General features: G+C 70.2%; 17 protein-coding genes and 1 riboswitch. Of the genes, 7 read left to right on the top strand and 10 right to left on the bottom strand.

The window, feature by feature from the left end:
* Positions 1 to 2 precede the first annotated feature (2 nt).
* A riboswitch (cobalamin riboswitch) is annotated at positions 3 to 139 on the top strand.
* A gap of 141 nt (positions 140 to 280) precedes the next feature.
* A complete protein-coding gene (locus tag ACFYXH_RS04340) occupies positions 281 to 2,662 on the top strand; it encodes a ribonucleoside-diphosphate reductase subunit alpha (protein WP_389560437.1) in 2,382 nt (793 codons plus the stop codon).
* Complete coding sequence (locus tag ACFYXH_RS04335; RefSeq protein ID WP_389560435.1) at positions 2,662 to 3,681, top strand: ribonucleotide-diphosphate reductase subunit beta; 1,020 nt, start codon at positions 2,662 to 2,664, stop codon at positions 3,679 to 3,681. Before ACFYXH_RS04340 ends, ACFYXH_RS04335 begins: the two co-directional genes overlap by 1 nt.
* Positions 3,682 to 3,827: 146 nt before the next feature.
* Here the strand turns inward: ACFYXH_RS04335 and ACFYXH_RS04330 are convergent, their stop codons facing one another.
* Positions 3,828 to 4,544: a TetR/AcrR family transcriptional regulator C-terminal domain-containing protein gene (locus tag ACFYXH_RS04330; protein WP_389560434.1), complete on the bottom strand. Its 717-nt coding sequence runs from the start codon at positions 4,542 to 4,544 to the stop codon at positions 3,828 to 3,830.
* Positions 4,545 to 4,663: 119 nt separating this feature from the next.
* Here ACFYXH_RS04330 and ACFYXH_RS04325 point away from each other — a divergent pair, with 119 nt between their 5' ends.
* Positions 4,664 to 5,863 carry an FAD-dependent monooxygenase gene (locus tag ACFYXH_RS04325; protein WP_389560432.1) on the top strand — a complete coding sequence of 400 codons (1,200 nt, stop codon included), beginning with the start codon at positions 4,664 to 4,666 and terminating at the stop codon, positions 5,861 to 5,863.
* On the opposite strand, the gene ACFYXH_RS04320 is transcribed toward ACFYXH_RS04325, so the two are convergent.
* Positions 5,799 to 6,041 carry a hypothetical protein gene (locus tag ACFYXH_RS04320; protein ID WP_389560430.1) on the bottom strand — a complete coding sequence of 81 codons (243 nt, stop codon included), beginning with the start codon at positions 6,039 to 6,041 and terminating at the stop codon, positions 5,799 to 5,801. The genes ACFYXH_RS04325 and ACFYXH_RS04320 overlap by 65 nt on opposite strands.
* 82 nt (positions 6,042 to 6,123) lie before the next feature.
* Between ACFYXH_RS04320 and ACFYXH_RS04315 the strand changes: the two genes are divergently transcribed.
* Entirely contained in the window at positions 6,124 to 7,092 is a 969-nt protein-coding gene (locus tag ACFYXH_RS04315; RefSeq protein ID WP_389560429.1) for a helix-turn-helix domain-containing protein, read from the top strand.
* A gap of 54 nt (positions 7,093 to 7,146) precedes the next feature.
* Here the strand turns inward: ACFYXH_RS04315 and def are convergent, their stop codons facing one another.
* The 8 genes from def to ACFYXH_RS04275 all read right to left on the bottom strand — a co-directional run bounded on the left by def (position 7,147) and on the right by ACFYXH_RS04275 (position 14,882).
* Positions 7,147 to 7,779, bottom strand: a complete 633-nt coding sequence (gene def, locus ACFYXH_RS04310) for a peptide deformylase (protein ID WP_327325973.1) — start codon at positions 7,777 to 7,779, stop codon at positions 7,147 to 7,149.
* Positions 7,780 to 7,848: 69 nt separating this feature from the next.
* Positions 7,849 to 8,829, bottom strand: coding sequence for a tetratricopeptide repeat protein (locus ACFYXH_RS04305; RefSeq protein WP_389560427.1), 981 nt, complete (start codon positions 8,827 to 8,829; stop codon positions 7,849 to 7,851).
* A gap of 96 nt (positions 8,830 to 8,925) precedes the next feature.
* Entirely contained in the window at positions 8,926 to 10,218 is a 1,293-nt protein-coding gene (locus tag ACFYXH_RS04300) for an HD-GYP domain-containing protein (RefSeq protein ID WP_389560658.1), read from the bottom strand.
* 13 nt (positions 10,219 to 10,231) lie between these two features.
* A complete protein-coding gene (locus ACFYXH_RS04295; RefSeq protein ID WP_389560426.1) occupies positions 10,232 to 11,767 on the bottom strand; it encodes an HD-GYP domain-containing protein in 1,536 nt (511 codons plus the stop codon).
* Positions 11,768 to 11,917: 150 nt separating this feature from the next.
* Positions 11,918 to 12,238, bottom strand: a complete 321-nt coding sequence (gene rsrA / locus ACFYXH_RS04290) for a mycothiol system anti-sigma-R factor (RefSeq protein WP_326652476.1) — start codon at positions 12,236 to 12,238, stop codon at positions 11,918 to 11,920.
* Positions 12,235 to 12,900 (bottom strand): sigma-70 family RNA polymerase sigma factor, encoded by a 666-nt coding sequence (locus ACFYXH_RS04285; protein WP_327325969.1) that lies wholly within the window; start codon positions 12,898 to 12,900, stop codon positions 12,235 to 12,237. The genes rsrA and ACFYXH_RS04285 overlap by 4 nt, the downstream gene beginning before the upstream one ends.
* A 234-nt stretch (positions 12,901 to 13,134) precedes the next feature.
* Entirely contained in the window at positions 13,135 to 13,782 is a 648-nt protein-coding gene (locus ACFYXH_RS04280) for an alpha/beta family hydrolase (RefSeq protein ID WP_389560424.1), read from the bottom strand.
* A 284-nt stretch (positions 13,783 to 14,066) separates the two neighbouring features.
* The gene (locus ACFYXH_RS04275; protein WP_389560422.1) at positions 14,067 to 14,882 is read right to left on the bottom strand and encodes an SOS response-associated peptidase; all 816 of its coding nucleotides are present in this window, start codon (positions 14,880 to 14,882) and stop codon (positions 14,067 to 14,069) included.
* Positions 14,883 to 14,931: 49 nt separating this feature from the next.
* Here ACFYXH_RS04275 and ACFYXH_RS04270 point away from each other — a divergent pair, with 49 nt between their 5' ends.
* The 3 genes from ACFYXH_RS04270 (at position 14,932) to rsgA (ending at position 18,115) form a co-directional block, all read left to right on the top strand.
* A complete protein-coding gene (locus ACFYXH_RS04270) occupies positions 14,932 to 15,672 on the top strand; it encodes a M50 family metallopeptidase (protein WP_389560420.1) in 741 nt (246 codons plus the stop codon).
* A 108-nt stretch (positions 15,673 to 15,780) separates the two neighbouring features.
* Positions 15,781 to 17,097, top strand: coding sequence for a 3-phosphoshikimate 1-carboxyvinyltransferase (aroA, locus tag ACFYXH_RS04265; protein ID WP_389560418.1), 1,317 nt, complete (start codon positions 15,781 to 15,783; stop codon positions 17,095 to 17,097).
* Positions 17,098 to 17,101: 4 nt separating this feature from the next.
* Complete coding sequence (gene rsgA, locus ACFYXH_RS04260; RefSeq protein WP_389560416.1) at positions 17,102 to 18,115, top strand: ribosome small subunit-dependent GTPase A; 1,014 nt, start codon at positions 17,102 to 17,104, stop codon at positions 18,113 to 18,115.
* Positions 18,116 to 18,127: the final 12 nt, after the last annotated feature.

The raw sequence follows: 18,127 nt of genomic DNA, 5'->3' as shown, positions 1-18,127 counted from the left end.
GCCCCCACATGTATGCTCATGGTCGCTGTCGACGCAGGGGAATCCGGTGCGAATCCGGAACTGTCCCGCAACGGTGTGATGCGGTGCGCTTTGTCGTACCCCGCCAGTCCGAGGACCTGCCGACGGTGCATCCGGCTCGACCGAACCGGGTGCCGAGACGTCCGGGCCTCGCGGTTGGGCCGGTGGGCGCCGTGCGGTGTGCTGCCCTTCGACGGGTACGTACGCCCGTACCGGCCTCCCCTCCCCCGCCGGCCCAGAGCCGAGCGAGGGAGAGCACCACGTGACCATCGCGCCAGCCGATCCGGCTTCAGGCATCTCCGAGCAGGTGGCCGACGGCCCCGGGACCGCACTGCTGCGGACCCTCACGGACCTCACCGCCGATCTGCCCGACACCGACCCCGGACGTGTCGCCGCCGCCGCCCTGCGCGGCCGGCACGCCGGGTCGGACGCGGCCGAGCTGCGGAGCCTCGCCACCGACGCGGCCGCGGGGCTGATCTCCGAGGACCCTGCCTACTCGCGGCTCGCCGCCCGCCTGCTGACCCGTCATATCGCGGACGAGGCAGCCGGACAGGGCGCGGTGGCCTTCTCCGCATCCGTCGCGGTCGGGCACCGCGAGGGCCTGATCGCGGACCGTACGGCCGAGTTCGTGACGCTGCACGCCGCGCGGCTGGACGCCCTCGTCGACCAGACCGCCGACGACCGCTTCGGCTACTTCGGTCTGCGCACCCTCTACAGCCGCTATCTGCTCCGGCACCCGATCACCCGTCAGGTCATCGAGACCCCGCAGCACTTCATGCTGCGCGTCGCCTGCGGCCTCGCCGAGGACGCTTCGGTCCGTGCCCTGGACGAGGTCGCCGCGCTGTACGGCCTGATGAGCCGCCTCGACTACCTCCCTTCCTCGCCCACGCTCTTCAACTCCGGCACCCGCCACCCGCAGATGTCCTCCTGCTATCTGCTTGACTCGCCGCTGGACGAGCTCGACTCGATCTACGACCGCTACCACCAGGTGGCCCGTCTGTCGAAGCACGCGGGCGGCATCGGCCTCTCCTACTCCCGTATCCGCTCCCGCGGTTCGCTGATCCGGGGCACCAACGGCCACTCCAACGGCATCGTCCCGTTCCTCAAGACCCTCGACGCCTCGGTCGCCGCGGTGAACCAGGGCGGCAGGCGCAAGGGCGCCGCCGCCGTCTACCTGGAGACCTGGCACTCCGACATCGAGGAGTTCCTGGAGCTGCGCGACAACACCGGTGAGGACGCCCGGCGTACGCACAATCTGAACCTCGCGCACTGGATCCCCGACGAGTTCATGCGCCGCGTCGAGGCGGACGCCGACTGGTCGCTGTTCTCGCCCGCGGATGTGCCGGAACTGGTCGACCTGTGGGGCGACGAGTTCGACGCGGCGTACCGCAAGGCCGAGGCCGCCGGTCTCGCGCAGAAGTCCATGCCGGCCCGTGAGCTCTACGGCCGGATGATGCGGACGCTCGCCCAGACCGGCCAGGGCTGGATGACCTTCAAGGACGCCTCCAACCGCACCGCCAACCAGACGGCGGAGCCGGGCCACACGGTCCACTCCTCGAACCTGTGCACCGAGATCCTCGAGGTGACGGACGACGGTGAGACGGCCGTCTGCAACCTCGGCTCGGTCAACCTGGGTTCGTTCGTCGCCGACGGCGGCATCGACTGGGAGCGGCTCGACGAGACCGTCCGTACCGCCGTCACCTTCCTCGACCGCGTCGTCGACATCAACTTCTACCCGACCGAGCAGGCCGGCCGCTCCAACGCCAAGTGGCGGCCGGTGGGCCTGGGCGCGATGGGCCTCCAGGACGTCTTCTTCAAGCTCCGCCTGCCCTTCGACTCGGCCGAGGCGAAGGCGCTCTCCACGAAGATCGCCGAGCGGATCATGCTCGCGGCGTACGAGGCGTCCTGCGACCTCGCCGAGCGCAACGGCCCGCTGCCGGCCTGGTCCCGGACGCGCGCGGCCCGTGGCGTGCTGCACCCCGACCACTACGACGTCGAGCTGAACTGGCCGGAGCGCTGGGACGCGCTGCGCGCCCGGGTCGCCTCGACCGGCATGCGCAACTCCCTGCTGCTCGCCATCGCGCCGACCGCGACCATCGCCTCGATCGCAGGTGTCTACGAGTGCATCGAGCCGCAGGTCTCCAACCTCTTCAAGCGCGAGACACTGAGCGGTGAGTTCCTCCAGGTCAACGGCTACCTGGTGGCGGAGCTGAAGAAGCTGGGCGTCTGGGACGCGCAGACCCGTGAGGCGCTGCGCGAGTCCAGCGGGTCGGTGCAGGGCTTCAGCTGGATCCCGGCCGACGTCCGCGCGCTGTACCGCACGGCGTGGGAGATCCCGCAACGCGGCCTGATCGACATGGCTGCGGCCCGTACGCCGTTCCTGGACCAGAGCCAGTCGCTGAACCTCTTCCTGGAGACGCCGACGATCGGGAAGCTCAGCTCGATGTACGCGTACGCCTGGAAGCAGGGTCTCAAGACGACGTACTACCTGCGCTCCCGGCCGGCGACGCGGATCGCCCGTGCGGCCGGCTCCGGCGCTGCGGCGACCGCCGCCTCCATCCCCGTACAGCAGTCGTCGGCCCCCGACGCGGACGCGATCGCCTGCTCCCTCGAAAACCCCGAGTCCTGCGAGGCCTGCCAGTAATGACCACCCCGAACGCCGAGAAGAACCTGCTGGACCCGGGCTTCGAACTGACCCTGCGTCCGATGCGTTACCCGGACTTCTACGAGCGCTACCGCGACGCGATCAAGAACACCTGGACCGTGGAGGAGGTCGATCTCCACTCCGACGTGGCCGACCTCGCCAAGCTCTCCGCCGGTGAGCAGCACATGATCGGCCGGCTGGTCGCGTTCTTTGCGACGGGTGACTCGATCGTCTCCAACAACCTGGTGCTGACGCTCTACAAGCACATCAACTCCCCGGAGGCGCGGCTCTATCTGAGCCGTCAGCTCTTCGAGGAGGCGGTGCACGTCCAGTTCTATCTGACGCTGCTCGACACCTATCTGCCGGACCCGGACGACCGCGCGGCCGCCTTCGACGCGGTCGAGGAGATCCCCTCCATCCGCGAGAAGGCCCAGTTCTGCTTCAAGTGGATGGACTCGGTCGAGAAGATCGACCGGCTGGAGTCGAAGGCCGACCGCCGTCGCTTCCTGCTGAACCTGATCTGCTTCGCGGCGTGCATCGAGGGCCTGTTCTTCTACGGCGCGTTCGCGTACGTCTACTGGTTCCGCTCCCGCGGTCTGCTGCACGGTCTGGCCACCGGCACCAACTGGGTGTTCCGGGACGAGACGATGCACATGAACTTCGCCTTCGAGGTCGTGGACACCGTCCGCAAGGAGGAGCCCGAGCTCTTCGACGATGCGCTTCAGCAGCAGGTCACCGACATGCTGAAGGAGGCCGTCGAGGCGGAGCTGCAGTTCGGCCGCGATCTGTGCGGCGACGGTCTGCCCGGTATGAACACCGAGTCGATGCGCGAGTACCTCCAGTGCGTCGCCGACCAGCGGCTGACGCGGCTGGGCTTCGCTCCGGTGTACGGCTCGGAGAATCCGTTCTCCTTCATGGAGCTGCAGGGCGTCCAGGAGCTGACGAACTTCTTCGAGCGCCGCCCTTCCGCCTACCAGGTGGCGGTCGAGGGCTCGGTCGGCTTCGACGACGACTTCTAGACCCTTCAAGACCTTTCCGGACCGTTCCAGACCATGTGAATACGGGGGACGGGGGCTGAACGGCCGGGCGGATGCCTTCTGCGCATCCGCCCGGCCGTTTCAGTTGTCGCGCGCGGTGTGCACCGGCGTCCAACCCGAGCTGACAATCAGCGGGCGCGCTGATCAATGAGTACGGCCAATCCGTCCAGGATGCGCTGCAGGCCGAACTCCCATGCCTGGTCACCCTCGCCGGGCTGAGCCGCCGAGGCGAGCGCAGCAGTGAGGGCGGGGAAGCGCTCACCGTGCGTCTGCATCAGCTCTCCGAGGATGGCGCCCAGCTGGGCTTCGGGGTTGCCTGCCGGACCTGCCGCGCGGGTCTGCTGGACGATGGCGCGTACGTGTCCGGCCAACAGGACCGCGGCGTCCATCCGCTCGGCGCCGCTGAGGCCCGTACCGTCCAGCGCCGAGATTGCCCGCTCCATCCAGGACAGCTCTGCGGGACCCATGACCCGCGGCCCGACGGTGGCATCCAGCGCCCATGGGTGCCGGCAAAAGACAGCGATCAGTCGACGAGCCCAGTCCTCGAGCCGGTCCCGCCAGCCGTCATGCCGCTCAGCCTCGGTCGGGTACGGGCCGAGCGCGGCGTCCACCATCAACGCGACCAACTCGGCCTTGCCCGGCACATACCGATACAGCGCCATCTTGGTGACGTCCAGCAGCGCGGCGACCCGTTGCATGGACACAGCGCCCAAGCCCTCGGAGTCGGCGGCCTCGATCCCGGCCCGCGCGATGCGGTCCAGGTCAAGTGTCGGTTTGGGGCCTCGCGCGGGCCTGGGGTGGGGCCCCCACAGCAGCCGCATCGTCTCGACGTGCTTGTCACCCATGCGCGTCGCCCCTCCTGTCGAGTCTTGTGGATCTGCCGAGCCTTGCCGGGTCCACCGAACTGTGTCTATCGTACACAGTAACTACAGTGTCCACCGGATACAGTTTCACTGGGGGATCCATGATCCAGAACGTCCTCATCTCCGGCGCGAGCATCGCCGGTCCGGCGTTGGCCTACTGGCTGGGGCGCCACGGCTTCAGGCCCACAGTCGTCGAGTTGGCCCCGGCCCTGCGCGACGGCGGCCAGGCCGTCGACTTCCGCGGCGAGACGCACCTGACCGTGCTGGAGCGTATGGGTGTACTGAACGATCTGCGCCGGATCCAGACCGGCGGCAGCCCGATGCGCTTCGTCGACGACGACGATCGGCAACTGCTGTACCTGCCGGCCGAGTTCGCTGGCGGTGGCATAGAGGTGCTTCGCGGTGATCTGGCCCGGGTGCTGCACGAGCACAGCCTCCCCCGGGCCGAGTACATCTTCGGCGACTCGATCACCAACCTCACCGAGACCTCGTCCGGCGTACAGGTCGGCTTCCGGCACGGAGCCTCACGCGCGTTCGACCTTGTGATCGGCGCGGACGGGCTGCACTCCAACGTCCGCCGCATCGCCTTCGGCCCGGAGAAGGACTACGTGAGCCACCTCGGCCACTACGCGGCCACCTGGCAGCTCTCCAACTACCTGGGCCTGGCGAAGGGCTCGGTCTGCTACAACACTCCGGGCCGACTCGCCTCCTTCGGCGCCGACCACCGGGACCCCGAGCGGGCCGGGGCCTTTTTCGTCTTCGCCGCGCCTCAGGTGTCGTACGACCGTCACGACCTCGATCAGCAGAAGGCGCTGATCACCAAGGCCTTCACCGGCCTCGGCTGGGAAGTGCCGCGACTCCTCGAATCCCTGCAGCAGGCGCCGGAACTGTACTTCGACTCAATCAGCCGGGCGGACGTGGACATCTGGTCCACGGGCCGGATCGGTCTCGTCGGAGACGCCGCGTTCGGGGCCACCATCGGTGGCATGGGAACGGGGGCCGCAGTGGTCGCTGCCTACGTACTGGCCGGCGAACTCGCGCGGGCCGGGGGCGATCACCGAGTGGCCTTCACCCGCTACGAGAGCAGACTTCGGCGGTACGTCACGGGCTGCCAGAAGGGCGGCGACCGCACCGGAAAGTTCCTCGCCCCCGGCACCAGGACCGGCATACGCGTGCGCAACAGCCTGTTGTCCCGACCCGTGCTCATGAACGGCATGCTCAAACTGGGAGAGAAGGTCAGCAGCGTCGCAGCCCTGCCCGACTACCGACCGAGCCCACTCGCGCCAACGGACGCCGCGTGACCGGGGACTGGACCTCGAGTTGCCGCTCGACGAGCTGATGGGGGCCTTCCTCGACGAGCTGCTCGGCCCGGCGCAGCTGGCGGTCGATGGCGCGCTCCCTGGCGTGTCCGACAAAGGCGGGAAGCGTGATCAGCCCGAACAGGACGAGTACGAAGAGGTAGTTCAGGAAGGTGTTCATGACGTCCACTGTCGTCCTTCCGCGCCGAAGAAGTCAGTGGCAGGACTGTCATCAACCATCGAATTACTGCCACACTGATTCCATGCTGAAAAATGTGGCTGCCGTCCTGATGGACGAGGTGCACCCCTTCGAACTCGGTGTCGTCTGCGAGGTGTTCGGCCTCGACCGCAGCGACGAAGGACTGCCCGTCTACGACTTCGCGGCGGTTTCCGCCGAGGGCCCCACCCTGCGCACCCATGCCGGGTTCACCATCAGCACTCCGTACGGCCTCGAACGGCTGGACGAGGCCGACCTGATCGCCGTCACCGCCGGCGGCTCGTACCCCACCCGCGGCTATCCCGACGAGCTCCTCGACGCACTGCGCCGCGCCGTGGACCGTGGCGCCCGTGTGCTCAGCGTCTGCTCCGGCGCGTTCGTCCTCGGTGCCGCGGGACTGCTCGACGGCCGCCGCTGCACCACCCACTGGCGGCATGCGCAGGCGCTGGCCCGCCACCATCCGCGGGCCCTCGTGGACCCCGATGTGCTGTACGTCGACGAGGGGCCGGTGATCACCTCGGCCGGCACCGCTGCGGCGATCGACGCCTGCCTTCATGTCGTACGCCAGGAGCACGGCCCCGAGGTCGCCAACAAAGTCGCCCGGCGGATGGTGATCCCGCCGCACCGCGACGGCGGGCAGGCGCAGTACATCGAGCGCCCACTGCCACGCACCCCCTGCGACACCGTCGGCGACGTGCTGTCCTGGATGGAACGGCATCTGGACCGCGAGATGACCGTCGAGCAGCTCGCGGCCCGCGCCCATATGTCACCGCGCACCTTCGCACGCCGCTTCCAGCAGGAGACGGGGACCACTCCGTACCGCTGGCTGCTGCGCCAACGGGTGCTGCTGTCACAGGAGTTGCTGGAGTCGACGGACGAGACGGTGGATGCGATCGCGGGCCGCGCCGGCTTCGGGAACGCGGCGGGGCTGCGCCACCACTTCCTCCGTACGCTCGGCACCACACCGAACGCGTACCGCCGGACCTTCCGAGGCCCGGTGCGCGACGTCGCGTGAACGCCCGAGGGCCCCGCTCGTTGTGAGCGGGGCCCTCCGGCGTACGCAGAAGGATCAGGCGTTCGGGACGGTCTCGTAGCGCGGCGTGCCCTCTTCCATCTGCCGCAGTGCGTCCTTGCGGTCCCGCTTCGAGAGCCGGTCGATGTACAGGTATCCGTACAGGTGGTCCGTCTCGTGCTGCAGGCAGCGGGCGAAGTACCCGGTGCCACGCACCTTGATCGGCTTGCCCTCGGCGTCCTGCCCGCGCACCACCGCGTAGTCGGGACGCGCCAGCGCCGCGTACGCCGTCGGGACGGACAGGCAGCCCTCGTTGGCCTCGTCCAGGACACGGCGCTCGGCCGGCAGCTCCTCGAGCACCGGGTTGCAGACGACGCCGACGTGACGTACGCCTTCGTCGTCCATGCAGTCGTAGACGAAGACCTTCAGGTCCACGCCGATCTGGTTGGCGGCCAGGCCCACGCCCTCCGCCGTCCGCTGGCTGGCGAACATGTCGTCGATGAGAGCGGCGAGCTTGTCGTCGAACTCGGTGACGTCCTTGCACTCCTTGTGGAGCACCGGATTGCCGACGACCGTGATCAGGCGCGAGGTGCCACGCTCGCGGTACGCCAGCTCGCGCTCCTCGCAGTCTTCCGTGTCCACGACGAAACCATCGTTGACCTGCTGGTCCGTCTCCTGCTGCGACGCCATGTCAGCCGTACGCCCTTCTCAGTACCCGATGCTTGCTCACTCTGTGTCCGTACAGCCTACGGCCAGGGGTCAGCAGACTTCCTCGAGATCCCGCCACTCACGGGAGTCCGGGCTGTCCGCGACCCAGCTGTCCAGCAGGCCGCGTACGAGTCCGGCGGGCGCCGCGATGCCGCACTCGCGCTCCGGGGACCACAGATCGCCGGCCGTGCGGTGGCCCAGCGGCCCCGGGTGTCCCGGCTCACTGTGGTCGTGCGGGTCGAGGTGCTCGCCCTCGCCCTCGGCACTGGGCATACGGCTCTCGGAACAGGCCCGGCACAGCAGTCGCACCGACGAGGACCAGTCCTCGGCTGCGAATCCGGCGTCGGCGGCGAGTGCCTCCAGGGCATCCCGGTCGGCCTCGGTCGCGGCCTCGAGCAGGACCACCCAGGTGGGTACGGGCGAGGGGGCCCAGAGCTCGATCTCGTCGAAGACGGGGTAGGACGGTCCCGCGGTGGTGGTCCGCTCGCCGTGGGGCACTCCGTCGTGCAGGACGACCTCGCCCCAGCGGCGCCCGGAGGACGGCAGCGGGATGGAGAGCACTTCTATCCGTGCCGGGTCGAGCCTGCGGCCCCACACCACTTCGGCCTCGCCCTCGGGCGAGAGGCGGACGGCCGCACTTCCCAGCTCCATGCCGACCGGCTCGCCGTTCGCGGCGGCTGCACCCGGCACCTTGAGTCCGTAGGCCTGCCAGGAGCGACGGGCCAGCGGCCAGTCCTGCAGGGCGGTGGCGGCGATACCGACGTTCCACCAGTCGGGGGCGCCGGTCTCCTTGTCGAGCAGGGCGACGGCACGCAGTCCCGCGGCGCGCGCCTGCTCCCAGTCGTGCCGGAACTTGTGCAGCAGCGCCAGATTGAACCAGGACTCGGAGAGCCAGGGCTCAAGGTCCGCGGCCCGTGTCAGCAGCGCTCCCGCGTCCTCGTACCGCCCGTCGCCGATCAGCGTGAACGCGCGGTCGGTGGCCTGCCGCCAAGAGGCGGAGGGCCGATGCCGTACCTTCCCGAAGATCCTCACGATTCCCGCCTGCCGGTCGCTCGGGTCAGTGCCCCCGGACACCCTCTTCTTCGCATCCAACCATGCCCGGTCACAGGCTCGCTCATTACCCATGGGTTACCCAGGTGGGACCGGGGCCAGACCGCCTCGTGCGAGGACTCTGGCAAGCGATTCGACAACCTCCGGCTGGTAGTCGTGGGCGGTGCCGAGCCGCAGCCGTTCGAGTGCCGTGAGCGCCCCGCCCGCTGTTCCTCCGCTTCCCCCGGTGAGATCGTCGTATGCGTTGACGGTCCGGACGATCCTGGCGGGCAGCGGCTGTTCCCGGTACGGATCTGCCTGGCGCTCCACGACGACGGCGACGGCCACGGGGACGCCGGTCTGCCGGACGACCGCTCCGCCGAGGAGCGCGATACGTCGCTGCTCGGCGGCGGGCAGCAGAGCGGTGGCGCCCTCCGGTACGGGGTCGACGAGAGAGAGCTGGCCGATGTCGTGCATCAGCGCCGCGTACTCCAGAACGGTCAGATCGGGCCCGGAGAGCCCCAGCTCGCGCCCGACGGCGGTGCTGAGCGCGGCGACTCGGCGGGCGTGGCCGCACTGGGTGTAGCCGGCGATTTCGGTGGAGCGGGCGAGGGAGGCGATGGTCTGCCGGTTGGTGGTCCTGACCGCGGTGTAGCGCCGGAAGGACAGCTGGGTGAGCAGGAGCGGTACGCAGAACACAGGAAGCGCCCACAGTCCGGCGACGGCGACGGCGAGCGCCATCACGGCTCCGGTGGCGCAGACGGCGGAGCCGATTCCGAGGAGGGCCCTCAGCTCCTCGCGCAGCAGCGGCCCGTACGGAATGGGGATACCTCCCGTGCGCTTGGCGCTGTGGGGGAGGGCGCGGGCGCGCAGCATCGCGGCGGCTATGACCGCGTCGCACAGGGCGGTCAGTCCGAGCAGGACGAGGAGGAAGACCGCATGGTATGCCCCGTGCCCGATGACTTTTCCCAACTCACCCGAGTTGTACAGCGGCTGGAAGCACACGGCTGCGAACCCGACGGTCAGCACCCGCCGCGCCACGTGATCGAGCTCGGGCCCGCTCCCGCGCGCCACGTGCGGTACGGCGCCGACGAGCGCGGCGGCGACGACGACGGCGACGACCTGGAGGACACCATGGGTGGTGGGCTCCCCCGCGCACTCGCCGAGCAGCGCATACGCGAGCGCCCCGGCGGCCGCGAGCGGCGCGGGCTCCCGCTCGCCGGGCAGGGCCCCCCACCGGACCAGCTCGCCGACGAGGATGAGGGCACCGAAGGTGAGGGCGTTCCCGGGCTGGTCCACTCCCCGCCACGCGGTCCACACCAGCCCGGCCCCGATGAGCAGGGCGGCGGCGGTGTACAGGGCGCCAACGATGACGCCGGGCCGCCGTATCACGCCGCGCCCGCTCTCACCCCGGGCCACCCGCCGCACCGTCGTCGCGCCCGGGCACTGCCACGCGCGGCGGCTCCGGCTGAGGCGGCACGTTTCCTCGCAGGTCCGGCCCGCGCGCCACCCCCGCCGATTCGCGCGCCACTGCCGCCGGCTGGTCCGACGTCACCGTCCCCGGCTCGTCCGACGTCACCGCCACCGGCTGGTCCGACGCCACCGCCCCCGGCTCGTCCGACGTCACCCCCGCCGGCTCGTCCGACGTCACCGCCGTCTCCCAGCCGTGCCGCTCCAGCGCCTTGGCCAGCGCCCGCACCATCTCCGGGTCGAACTGCGTCCCCGCGCACCGCCGCAGCTCTTCCAGCGCCACCGCCACCGGCCGGGCCCGCCGGTACGACCGGGTCGAGGTCATCGCGTCGAACGCGTCCGCCACAGCCACCACCCGCGCGAACTCCGGGATCTGGCCCCCGGCCAGCCCGTACGGGTAACCGCTCCCGTCCAGCCGCTCGTGATGGTGCAGGATCGCCGCCCGCGCCTCCCCCAGGAACCCGATGCCGCGCACCATCTCGTGCCCGTACTCCGGATGCAGCTCGATCACCCGCCGCTCGTCCGGCGTCAGCGGACCGTCCTTGCGCAGCACCCGCGTCGGCACCCCGAGCTTGCCGACGTCGTGGAGTATCCCGGCGAACCGGAGCACCTCGAGCCGCTCCTCCTCCATGCTCAGTTCGCGCGCGATCAGCACCGACGCCCGCCCCACCCGCTCGCTGTGCCCGCGGGTGTACTTGTCCTTGATGTCGACGGCCTGCACCAGCGCCCGGATGGTCGCCTGATGGGCGGCGCGCTCACGGTGGTACTGGGCGAAGATCCAGCAGGAGATGTACATCGGCAGCAGGACGAAGAGCGCGGAGAGCGGCCCGTACGGACTGCGCCACAGCACCGCCATCATCAGTCCGGCGAGCCCGTGCGCACAGTGCGGCGCTGATGAGCGCAACAGCAGCCCGCGCCAGGCGGTCCGTACGGGCAGGCGTTCCGCGGTGGCCAGGATGCCGACGTCGAGCGCGGTCAGCACCAGGCAGAAGGCGAGCGCACCGGCGGCCGCCGGCAGCAGCGCGTACGGAAAGTCCGGTGCCCGCAGTGTCCGCTCACCGTTCAGCAGCAGATACGCCTGTGCCGCGCCCCAGGTCGCGAGCGCGAGCTGCGCGGCGCGCCAGATCCGGCGTACTCCGGCCGGGCGCCGGTCGACCCGCCCCAGCAGCGCACCGGGCACGGCGACGAGCGCGGCCGCGGCGGGCGGCAGCAGAAAGGCGGCGGCGAGGAGTACGGGGAAGAACGATCCGGCAGACACCGGCACGGAGTCGCCGAGGTAGCGGCAGCGGGCGGGCAGCTCGCACACGGCGTACAGCCCGGCGAGCATCAGTACGGCGCTCCAGGGGGCCTCGGCACCAGGCCGCGGCACGGGCAGTACGGGCGCTGGAGGCAGTGCAGGCAGCGCACACGCCACAGCGCCCAGTACGGCGCACAGAATGTACCCGCGTGCCGCCGTCGGAATGGCCTTCACTGCCCTGCACCCCCCTCAAATCGAGCGCCTAGGCTAGCGAGTTGAGGGGTGTACGGCGGCCGGAAGCCTGCGATTCGCACCTACGGGTGACATACGAACAGGGTGCGTCGCGACAACCGCGACACACCCTGTTCGTATGTACGAGTGCGCCTACTCCTGCGCGACGCTCGGCAGCTCGGCGCCGGAGACCGTCACATCGTGGTCGGGCACGGCCTGCCCGGACCGGATCAGATCGATGCGTCCCATGACCTTGGCCCGCAGATCGCTGGGCACGTCGTCATGTCCGCAGCAACGCTTCACCAGCTTCTTCACGGCCTGCTCGAGCCCGTACTTCTCCAGGCAGGGGGAGCACTCCTCGAAGTGCACCTCGAACTTGGTGCAGTCGCTGTCGGGCATCTCGTGGTCGAGAAACTCATAGAGATGGTCCAGGACCTCTGAGCAGTCCGTCTCGTGCGGCTCTCCGCAGCTCATGAGCCTGAGCCTTTCGCTTCGTTCGACTCTCCTGCACCGGCCGGGACGAGCCCGCGCTCGCGGGCGTAGTCCTCCAGCATGCCGCGCAGTTGACGGCGGCCACGGTGCAGCCGGGACATCACTGTGCCGATGGGTGTTCCCATGATGTCCGCGATCTCCTTGTACGCAAAGCCCTCTACGTCGGCGAGATAGACCGCCATGCGGAACTCTTCGGGGATCGCCTGGAGAGCCGCCTTGACGTCCGAGTCCGGCAGATGGTCGAGGGCCTGCGACTCGGCGGAACGCAGCCCGGTCGACATGTGCGACTCGGCGCGCGCGAGCTGCCAGTCCTCGATCTCCTCCGCGGCGCTGCGCTGGGGCTCGCGCTGCTTCTTGCGGTAGGAGTTGATGAAGGTGTTCGTGAGAATCCGGTACAGCCACGCCTTGAGGTTCGTGCCCTCACGGAACTGGTGGAAGGATCCGTACGCCTTGGCAAACGTCTCCTGCACGAGGTCTTCGGCATCGGCCGGGTTGCGCGTCATGCGCAGCGCGGCCGAGTACATCTGGTCGAGGTACCCGAGGGCGTCCCGCTCGAAGCGGGAATTGCGCTCGGCGGTCGTCTCCTCGGACTGCTCCGCCTGGCCGTCGTCGGTCCCTGCGTCGGTCCCAGTGACCGGACCCACCTCCTCCAACGATGTGGCGAGGCCGAATGCCGACCCGCTCGAATCGGAGGATAGACGACGATCCGCTCCGCCCGCCGCCCGAACAGGCGCGGTCTTTGCCGCGGAAAGCACCGTCCACTCCAGGTCAGCGGCGTGCGAGCGGCTCGGGCAGATGGTCGAACCCATGCGACGGACTCCCTACTCAATGCACCATGCTCTGTTTCTCCGACATCCGCCACAACAGTGCTCGTACCCTCAGCATTCCCGGAGTCCGCGGGCCCAGCTGCCGACCGCATCCGTGATGATGCTCACCACCTCGGCCTCGGCCATCCCCGCCCGCTTGGGCACGCCGAACCCGTGATCCCCGTACGGGACTTCCACAAGCTCGTACGCCCCCTCGGGGAACTCTCCGGGCTTGCCGAAGGGATCATTCCCGCCCTGTAGGACGAGGGTCGGCACCCCGGCGCCGAGGAGCTCGTCGGCGCGGGACTTCTCGGGCCTGCCGGGCGGATGCAGCGGAAAACTCAACGCGAGCACGCCGACGGCGCCGAGCTCCTGGGCGGTCCGGCAGGCGACCCGCGCCCCGGCACTGCGCCCACCGGCGACGACGGGCAGCCCCGGCTTCTGCAGCGCGGGCCAGACCCCGCGCCACCCGACGTCGAGCGTCTTGGGCGCGGGCGCGAGCTTCTTCCCCGCCACCCGCCACGGCTGCTCGACGAGCGCGACCGTGACCCGCTCCTGGGGCAGGACACCGGCGATCCCCTGCAGATCCCGCGCCTCGATGCCACCCCCGGCCCCATGACTGAGCGCCAGCACAAGCCGCGCCCGCTCGGCCGGGTACCAGGTGACGCGGGCGTCCCCGGCGGCTGTCTCAATGATCTCGATACGACTCACAAGCCCCATCCTGCCGCTGCCGGGGCGCCGGAGTGGTGTTGTGGGGGTACGGGTACCGCGCCCGACCTGCCCCATCGGCCCCTCGCCAGGCCCGCGAGGCACAGCTACCAGCCCCCGGGTGCGCGCCCGCAGGACATCACCCGCCGCCAGGCCCCGCGGCGCGCAGCTGCCGCTCGCCGGGGCGCGGTGCCGCCGGGTCCCGCCGCTCCGCGCCCCGGGGGTCCGGGGGTCCGGGGGTCCCGGGCTTGCCTCCGGTATCGGGAAGGGGCGGGGCTGGGGAGAACCACCCCCGGTCAGAACAGCGTGCCCACTTCCGGCCCCGACAGCTCCTCCAGCAGCTCCGGCCCGTTGTTCCGGACATTGCTGACCGCCGTCGTCACCGGATACGCCCTCATCAGCCCACCCGGCGGCGGCTCCAGCAGCCCACGCAGCTCCTCCACATCCGTCCTGGACGGGTCCAGCCACGCGTCCCACCGGTCCGGCGTCAGCATCAGCGGCATGCGCGGGTGGATGTCCGAGAGCGACCGCGGGCCCTCCGCCGGGGCCACCCCCAGCGGTCCCGTCTCCGCCTCCGTCGTGATCACCGAGCACGTCACCCACCACGCCTGCGGATGATCGTCCGGCAGGGTGCGATCACGCCAGAACTCGTACAGGCCGGCCATAGCGAACACCGCCCCGTCCGACGGCGTCACGAAGTACGGCTGCTTCCGCGGCCGCTTCTTCTTCCCCTCGACCTCCAGCTCCCGCTCCCCCGCCCCGGTCACCCACTCGTAATAGCCGTCCGCCGGCAGAATGCAGCGCCGGGACACGAACGGCCTGCGGAACGACGGCTTCTCGTGCACCGTCTCCGCCCGCGCATTGATCATCCGCGCGCCGCCCTCCGGCGACTTCGCCCACGACGGCACGAGCCCCCACTTCAGCGCCCGCAGCTGGCGAACCGGACGAGGGTCTTCAGCGTCCTTAACAGGGCGTTCGAGAATCGCGTAGACCTCCTTCGTGGGGGCCACGTTCCAATCGGGCGCCAGCGTCTCCTCCGGCTCCCACTTCTCGACCTCGAAGAGTCCTGCGAGATCCTCGGGCCTACGACTCGCTGCATACCGTCCGCACATGAGTGCCACACTGCCACTCCCGCCCGCCTCCCGAGGAGCCGCCCGAGAAATGGCCAGCACCGATCCCGCCACCAGCCTCAGCAGCGCCGCGATAGGCGACCTCTGGGACCGCGTCTCCGGCACCCAGCCCGTCCCCGCCGAGTGGCTCGTCATCGTCACCGGCCTGGTGGCCCTCGCCGCCGTCGTGCCCCACTCCCTCTGGCGGCTCTCCCGCAACGCGATCACCATCGCCCACGAAGGCGGCCACGGCCTCGTCGCCCTGCTCACCGGCCGCCGCCTCGACGGCATCCGGCTGCACTCCGACACCAGCGGCCTCACCGTCAGCGCCGGCAAGCCGACCGGGATCGGCATGATCCTTACCGCCGCCGCCGGCTACACCGCTCCGCCGCTGCTCGGCCTCGGCGGTGCCTACCTGCTCGCCGCGCACCACATCACGCTGCTCCTCTGGCTGGCCACCGCCCTGCTCATCGCGATGCTGGTGATGATCCGCAATGCGTACGGCGCACTCACCGTAATCCTCACGGGTGCCGCCTTCCTGCTCATCTCCTGGCTGACAGAACCCGGAGTACAGTCCGTCTTCGCCTATCTCGCCGTCTGGTTTCTGCTGCTCGGTGGCGTACGGCCGGCCTTCGAGCTCCAGTCCAAGCGCCGCCACGGCGGGGCCCCGGACTCGGACGCCGACCAACTCTCCCGGCTGACCCATGTGCCGGCCGCGATGTGGCTGTTCCTCTTCCACGCGGTGTCGATCTCTTCGCTGATCGGCGGCGGCCGCTGGCTGCTGGGCCTCTGACCGTCGGCCAAAGCCCCCGGAGAGCCCTCTATCACCCCATGATTACGCCCCGATTTCGGAGCATTTGATCAAGATCCGGCTCTCCGCCGAGCCACTAAAGTGATGGCCATGACCGAAAGCTCCGTGCACCCTGCCCTCTGGCCCGCCCCCTACGCGACCGGAGCCGTCGAAGCGACGGTCACCGTGCCCGGATCGAAATCGGTCACCAACCGGGCCATGGTGCTTGCCGCGCTCGCCGCCGAACCCGGCTGGCTGCGCCGTCCGCTCCGCTCCCGCGACAGCTTCCTGATGGCCGAGGCGCTGCGCGCTCTCGGCGTCGGCATCGAGGAGGGCGTGGGCCCCGACGGCGGGGGTGAGACCTGGCGCGTCATCCCGTCCGGCCTGCACGGCCCTGCCACGGTCGACGTCGGCAACGCCGGTACGGTGATGCGCTTCCTGCCTCCCGTCGCCGCGCTCGCCGACGGCCCGGTCCGCTTCGACGGCGACCCCCGTTCCTACGAGCGCCCGCTCGGCGGCGTAATCGACGCGCTGCGCGTCCTCGGCGCCCGTATCGACGACGACGGCCGGGGCGCGCTCCCCATGACCGTGTACGGCGGCGGCGCGCTGGACGGCGGCCCGGTGGAGATCGACGCCTCCTCGTCCTCCCAGTTCGTCTCCGCGCTGCTGCTCTCCGCCCCGCGCTTCAACCAGGGCGTGGAGGTACGGCACATCGGCGGCAAGCTCCCTTCCATGCCGCACATCCGGATGACCGTCGACATGCTCCGCGCCGTCGGCGCCCAGGTCGACGAGCCGGAGACCGGCGGCGAGCCCAATGTCTGGCGGGTCTCCCCGTCCGCCCTGCTCGGCCGCGATCTCACCGTCGAGCCCGACCTCTCCAACGCCCAGCCGTTCCTGGCTGCCGCGCTGGTCACCTGCGGCCGGGTCACCATCCCCGACTGGCCCGAGCGCACCACCCAGCCAGGTGACGCGCTGCGCGAGATCTTCACCGAGATGGGCGGCTCCTGCGAGCTGACCGACGGCGGTCTGGTCTTCACCGGCAGCGGCCGTGTCCACGGCATCGACGTCGACCTCGGTGAGGTCGGTGAGCTGACCCCGGGCATCGCGGCGGTCGCTGCGCTCGCCGACTCCCCCTCCACGCTGCGTGGCGTCGCCCATCTGCGCCTCCATGAGACGGACCGGCTCGCGGCCCTCACCAAGGAGATCAACGAACTCGGCGGCGACGTCACCGAGACCGAGGACGGCCTCCACATCCGCCCGCGACCGCTGCACGGCGGCGTCTTCCATACGTACGAGGACCACCGGATGGCCACGGCCGGCGCGATCATCGGCCTCGCGGTCGACGGCGTAGAGATCGAGAACGTCGCGACAACCGCCAAGACACTCCCCGACTTCCCGCAGATGTGGGCCGGAATGCTCGGGGCCTGAGGACATGCGCCGCTACGGCAAGAACCCCGACGAGGACGACATCCGCGTCCGCCCCAACCGCAAGGGCAACCGCCCGCGGACCAATATCCGCCCCAAGCACGAGGACGCGATCGAGGGCATGGTCCTCACCGTGGACCGGGGCCGGCTCACCTGCCTCGTCGACGACCGGGTCGTCATGGCGATGAAGGCCCGCGAACTGGGCCGCAAGGCCGCGGTCGTCGGCGACCGGGTCGGCATCGTCGGCGATCTCTCCGGCGAGAAGGACACCCTCGCGCGCATCGTGCGTATCGAGCCGCGCAGGTCGGTGCTGCGCCGCACGGCGGACGACGACGATCCGTTCGAGCGCGTGGTCGTCGCCAACGCCGACCAGCTGGCGATCGTGACAGCGCTGGCCGACCCCGAGCCGCGCCCCCGGCTGATCGACCGCTGCCTCGTCGCCGCGTACGACGGCGGGCTGACCCCGCTGCTCGTACTGACCAAGTCGGATCTGGCCTCGCCGGACGAGCTGCTGGAGATGTACGGAGCGCTCGGCGTTCCCCATGTGGTCACCACCCGCGACGAGTTCGTGGACGGCGTCGCAGCCGAGCGGGTCCATGAGCACCTCAAAGGCCGGACCACCGCCTTCGTCGGCCACTCCGGCGTCGGCAAGACGACCCTGGTCAACGCCCTCGTACCGAAGGAACGCCGGCGGAGCACCGGCCTTGTCAACGCGGTCACCGGACGCGGCCGGCACACCACCACCTCCGCGCTCGCCCTGCCGCTCGCGGACGCGGACGGCGGCTGGGTGATCGACACCCCGGGTGTGCGCTCCTTCGGTCTGCACCATGTCGATCCGTCCCGGGTGATCCTCGCCTTCCCCGATCTCGTACCGGGTACGGAGGGCTGTCCGCGCGCCTGCAGTCATGACGAGCCGGAGTGCGCGCTGGACGAGTGGGCGGCCGAGGGGCACGCCGATCCGGCGCGGCTCTACTCGCTGCGGCGGCTGCTCGCCACGCGGGAACGACGCGAAGGCGACTGACGCGCGCACGTT

Source organism: Streptomyces sp. NPDC002730 (genome assembly GCF_042888805.1).
Lineage (GTDB): Bacteria > Actinomycetota > Actinomycetes > Streptomycetales > Streptomycetaceae > Streptomyces.
Note: the sequence above shows the minus strand (reverse complement) of the source record. Positions and strands in the feature narration are given on the sequence as shown.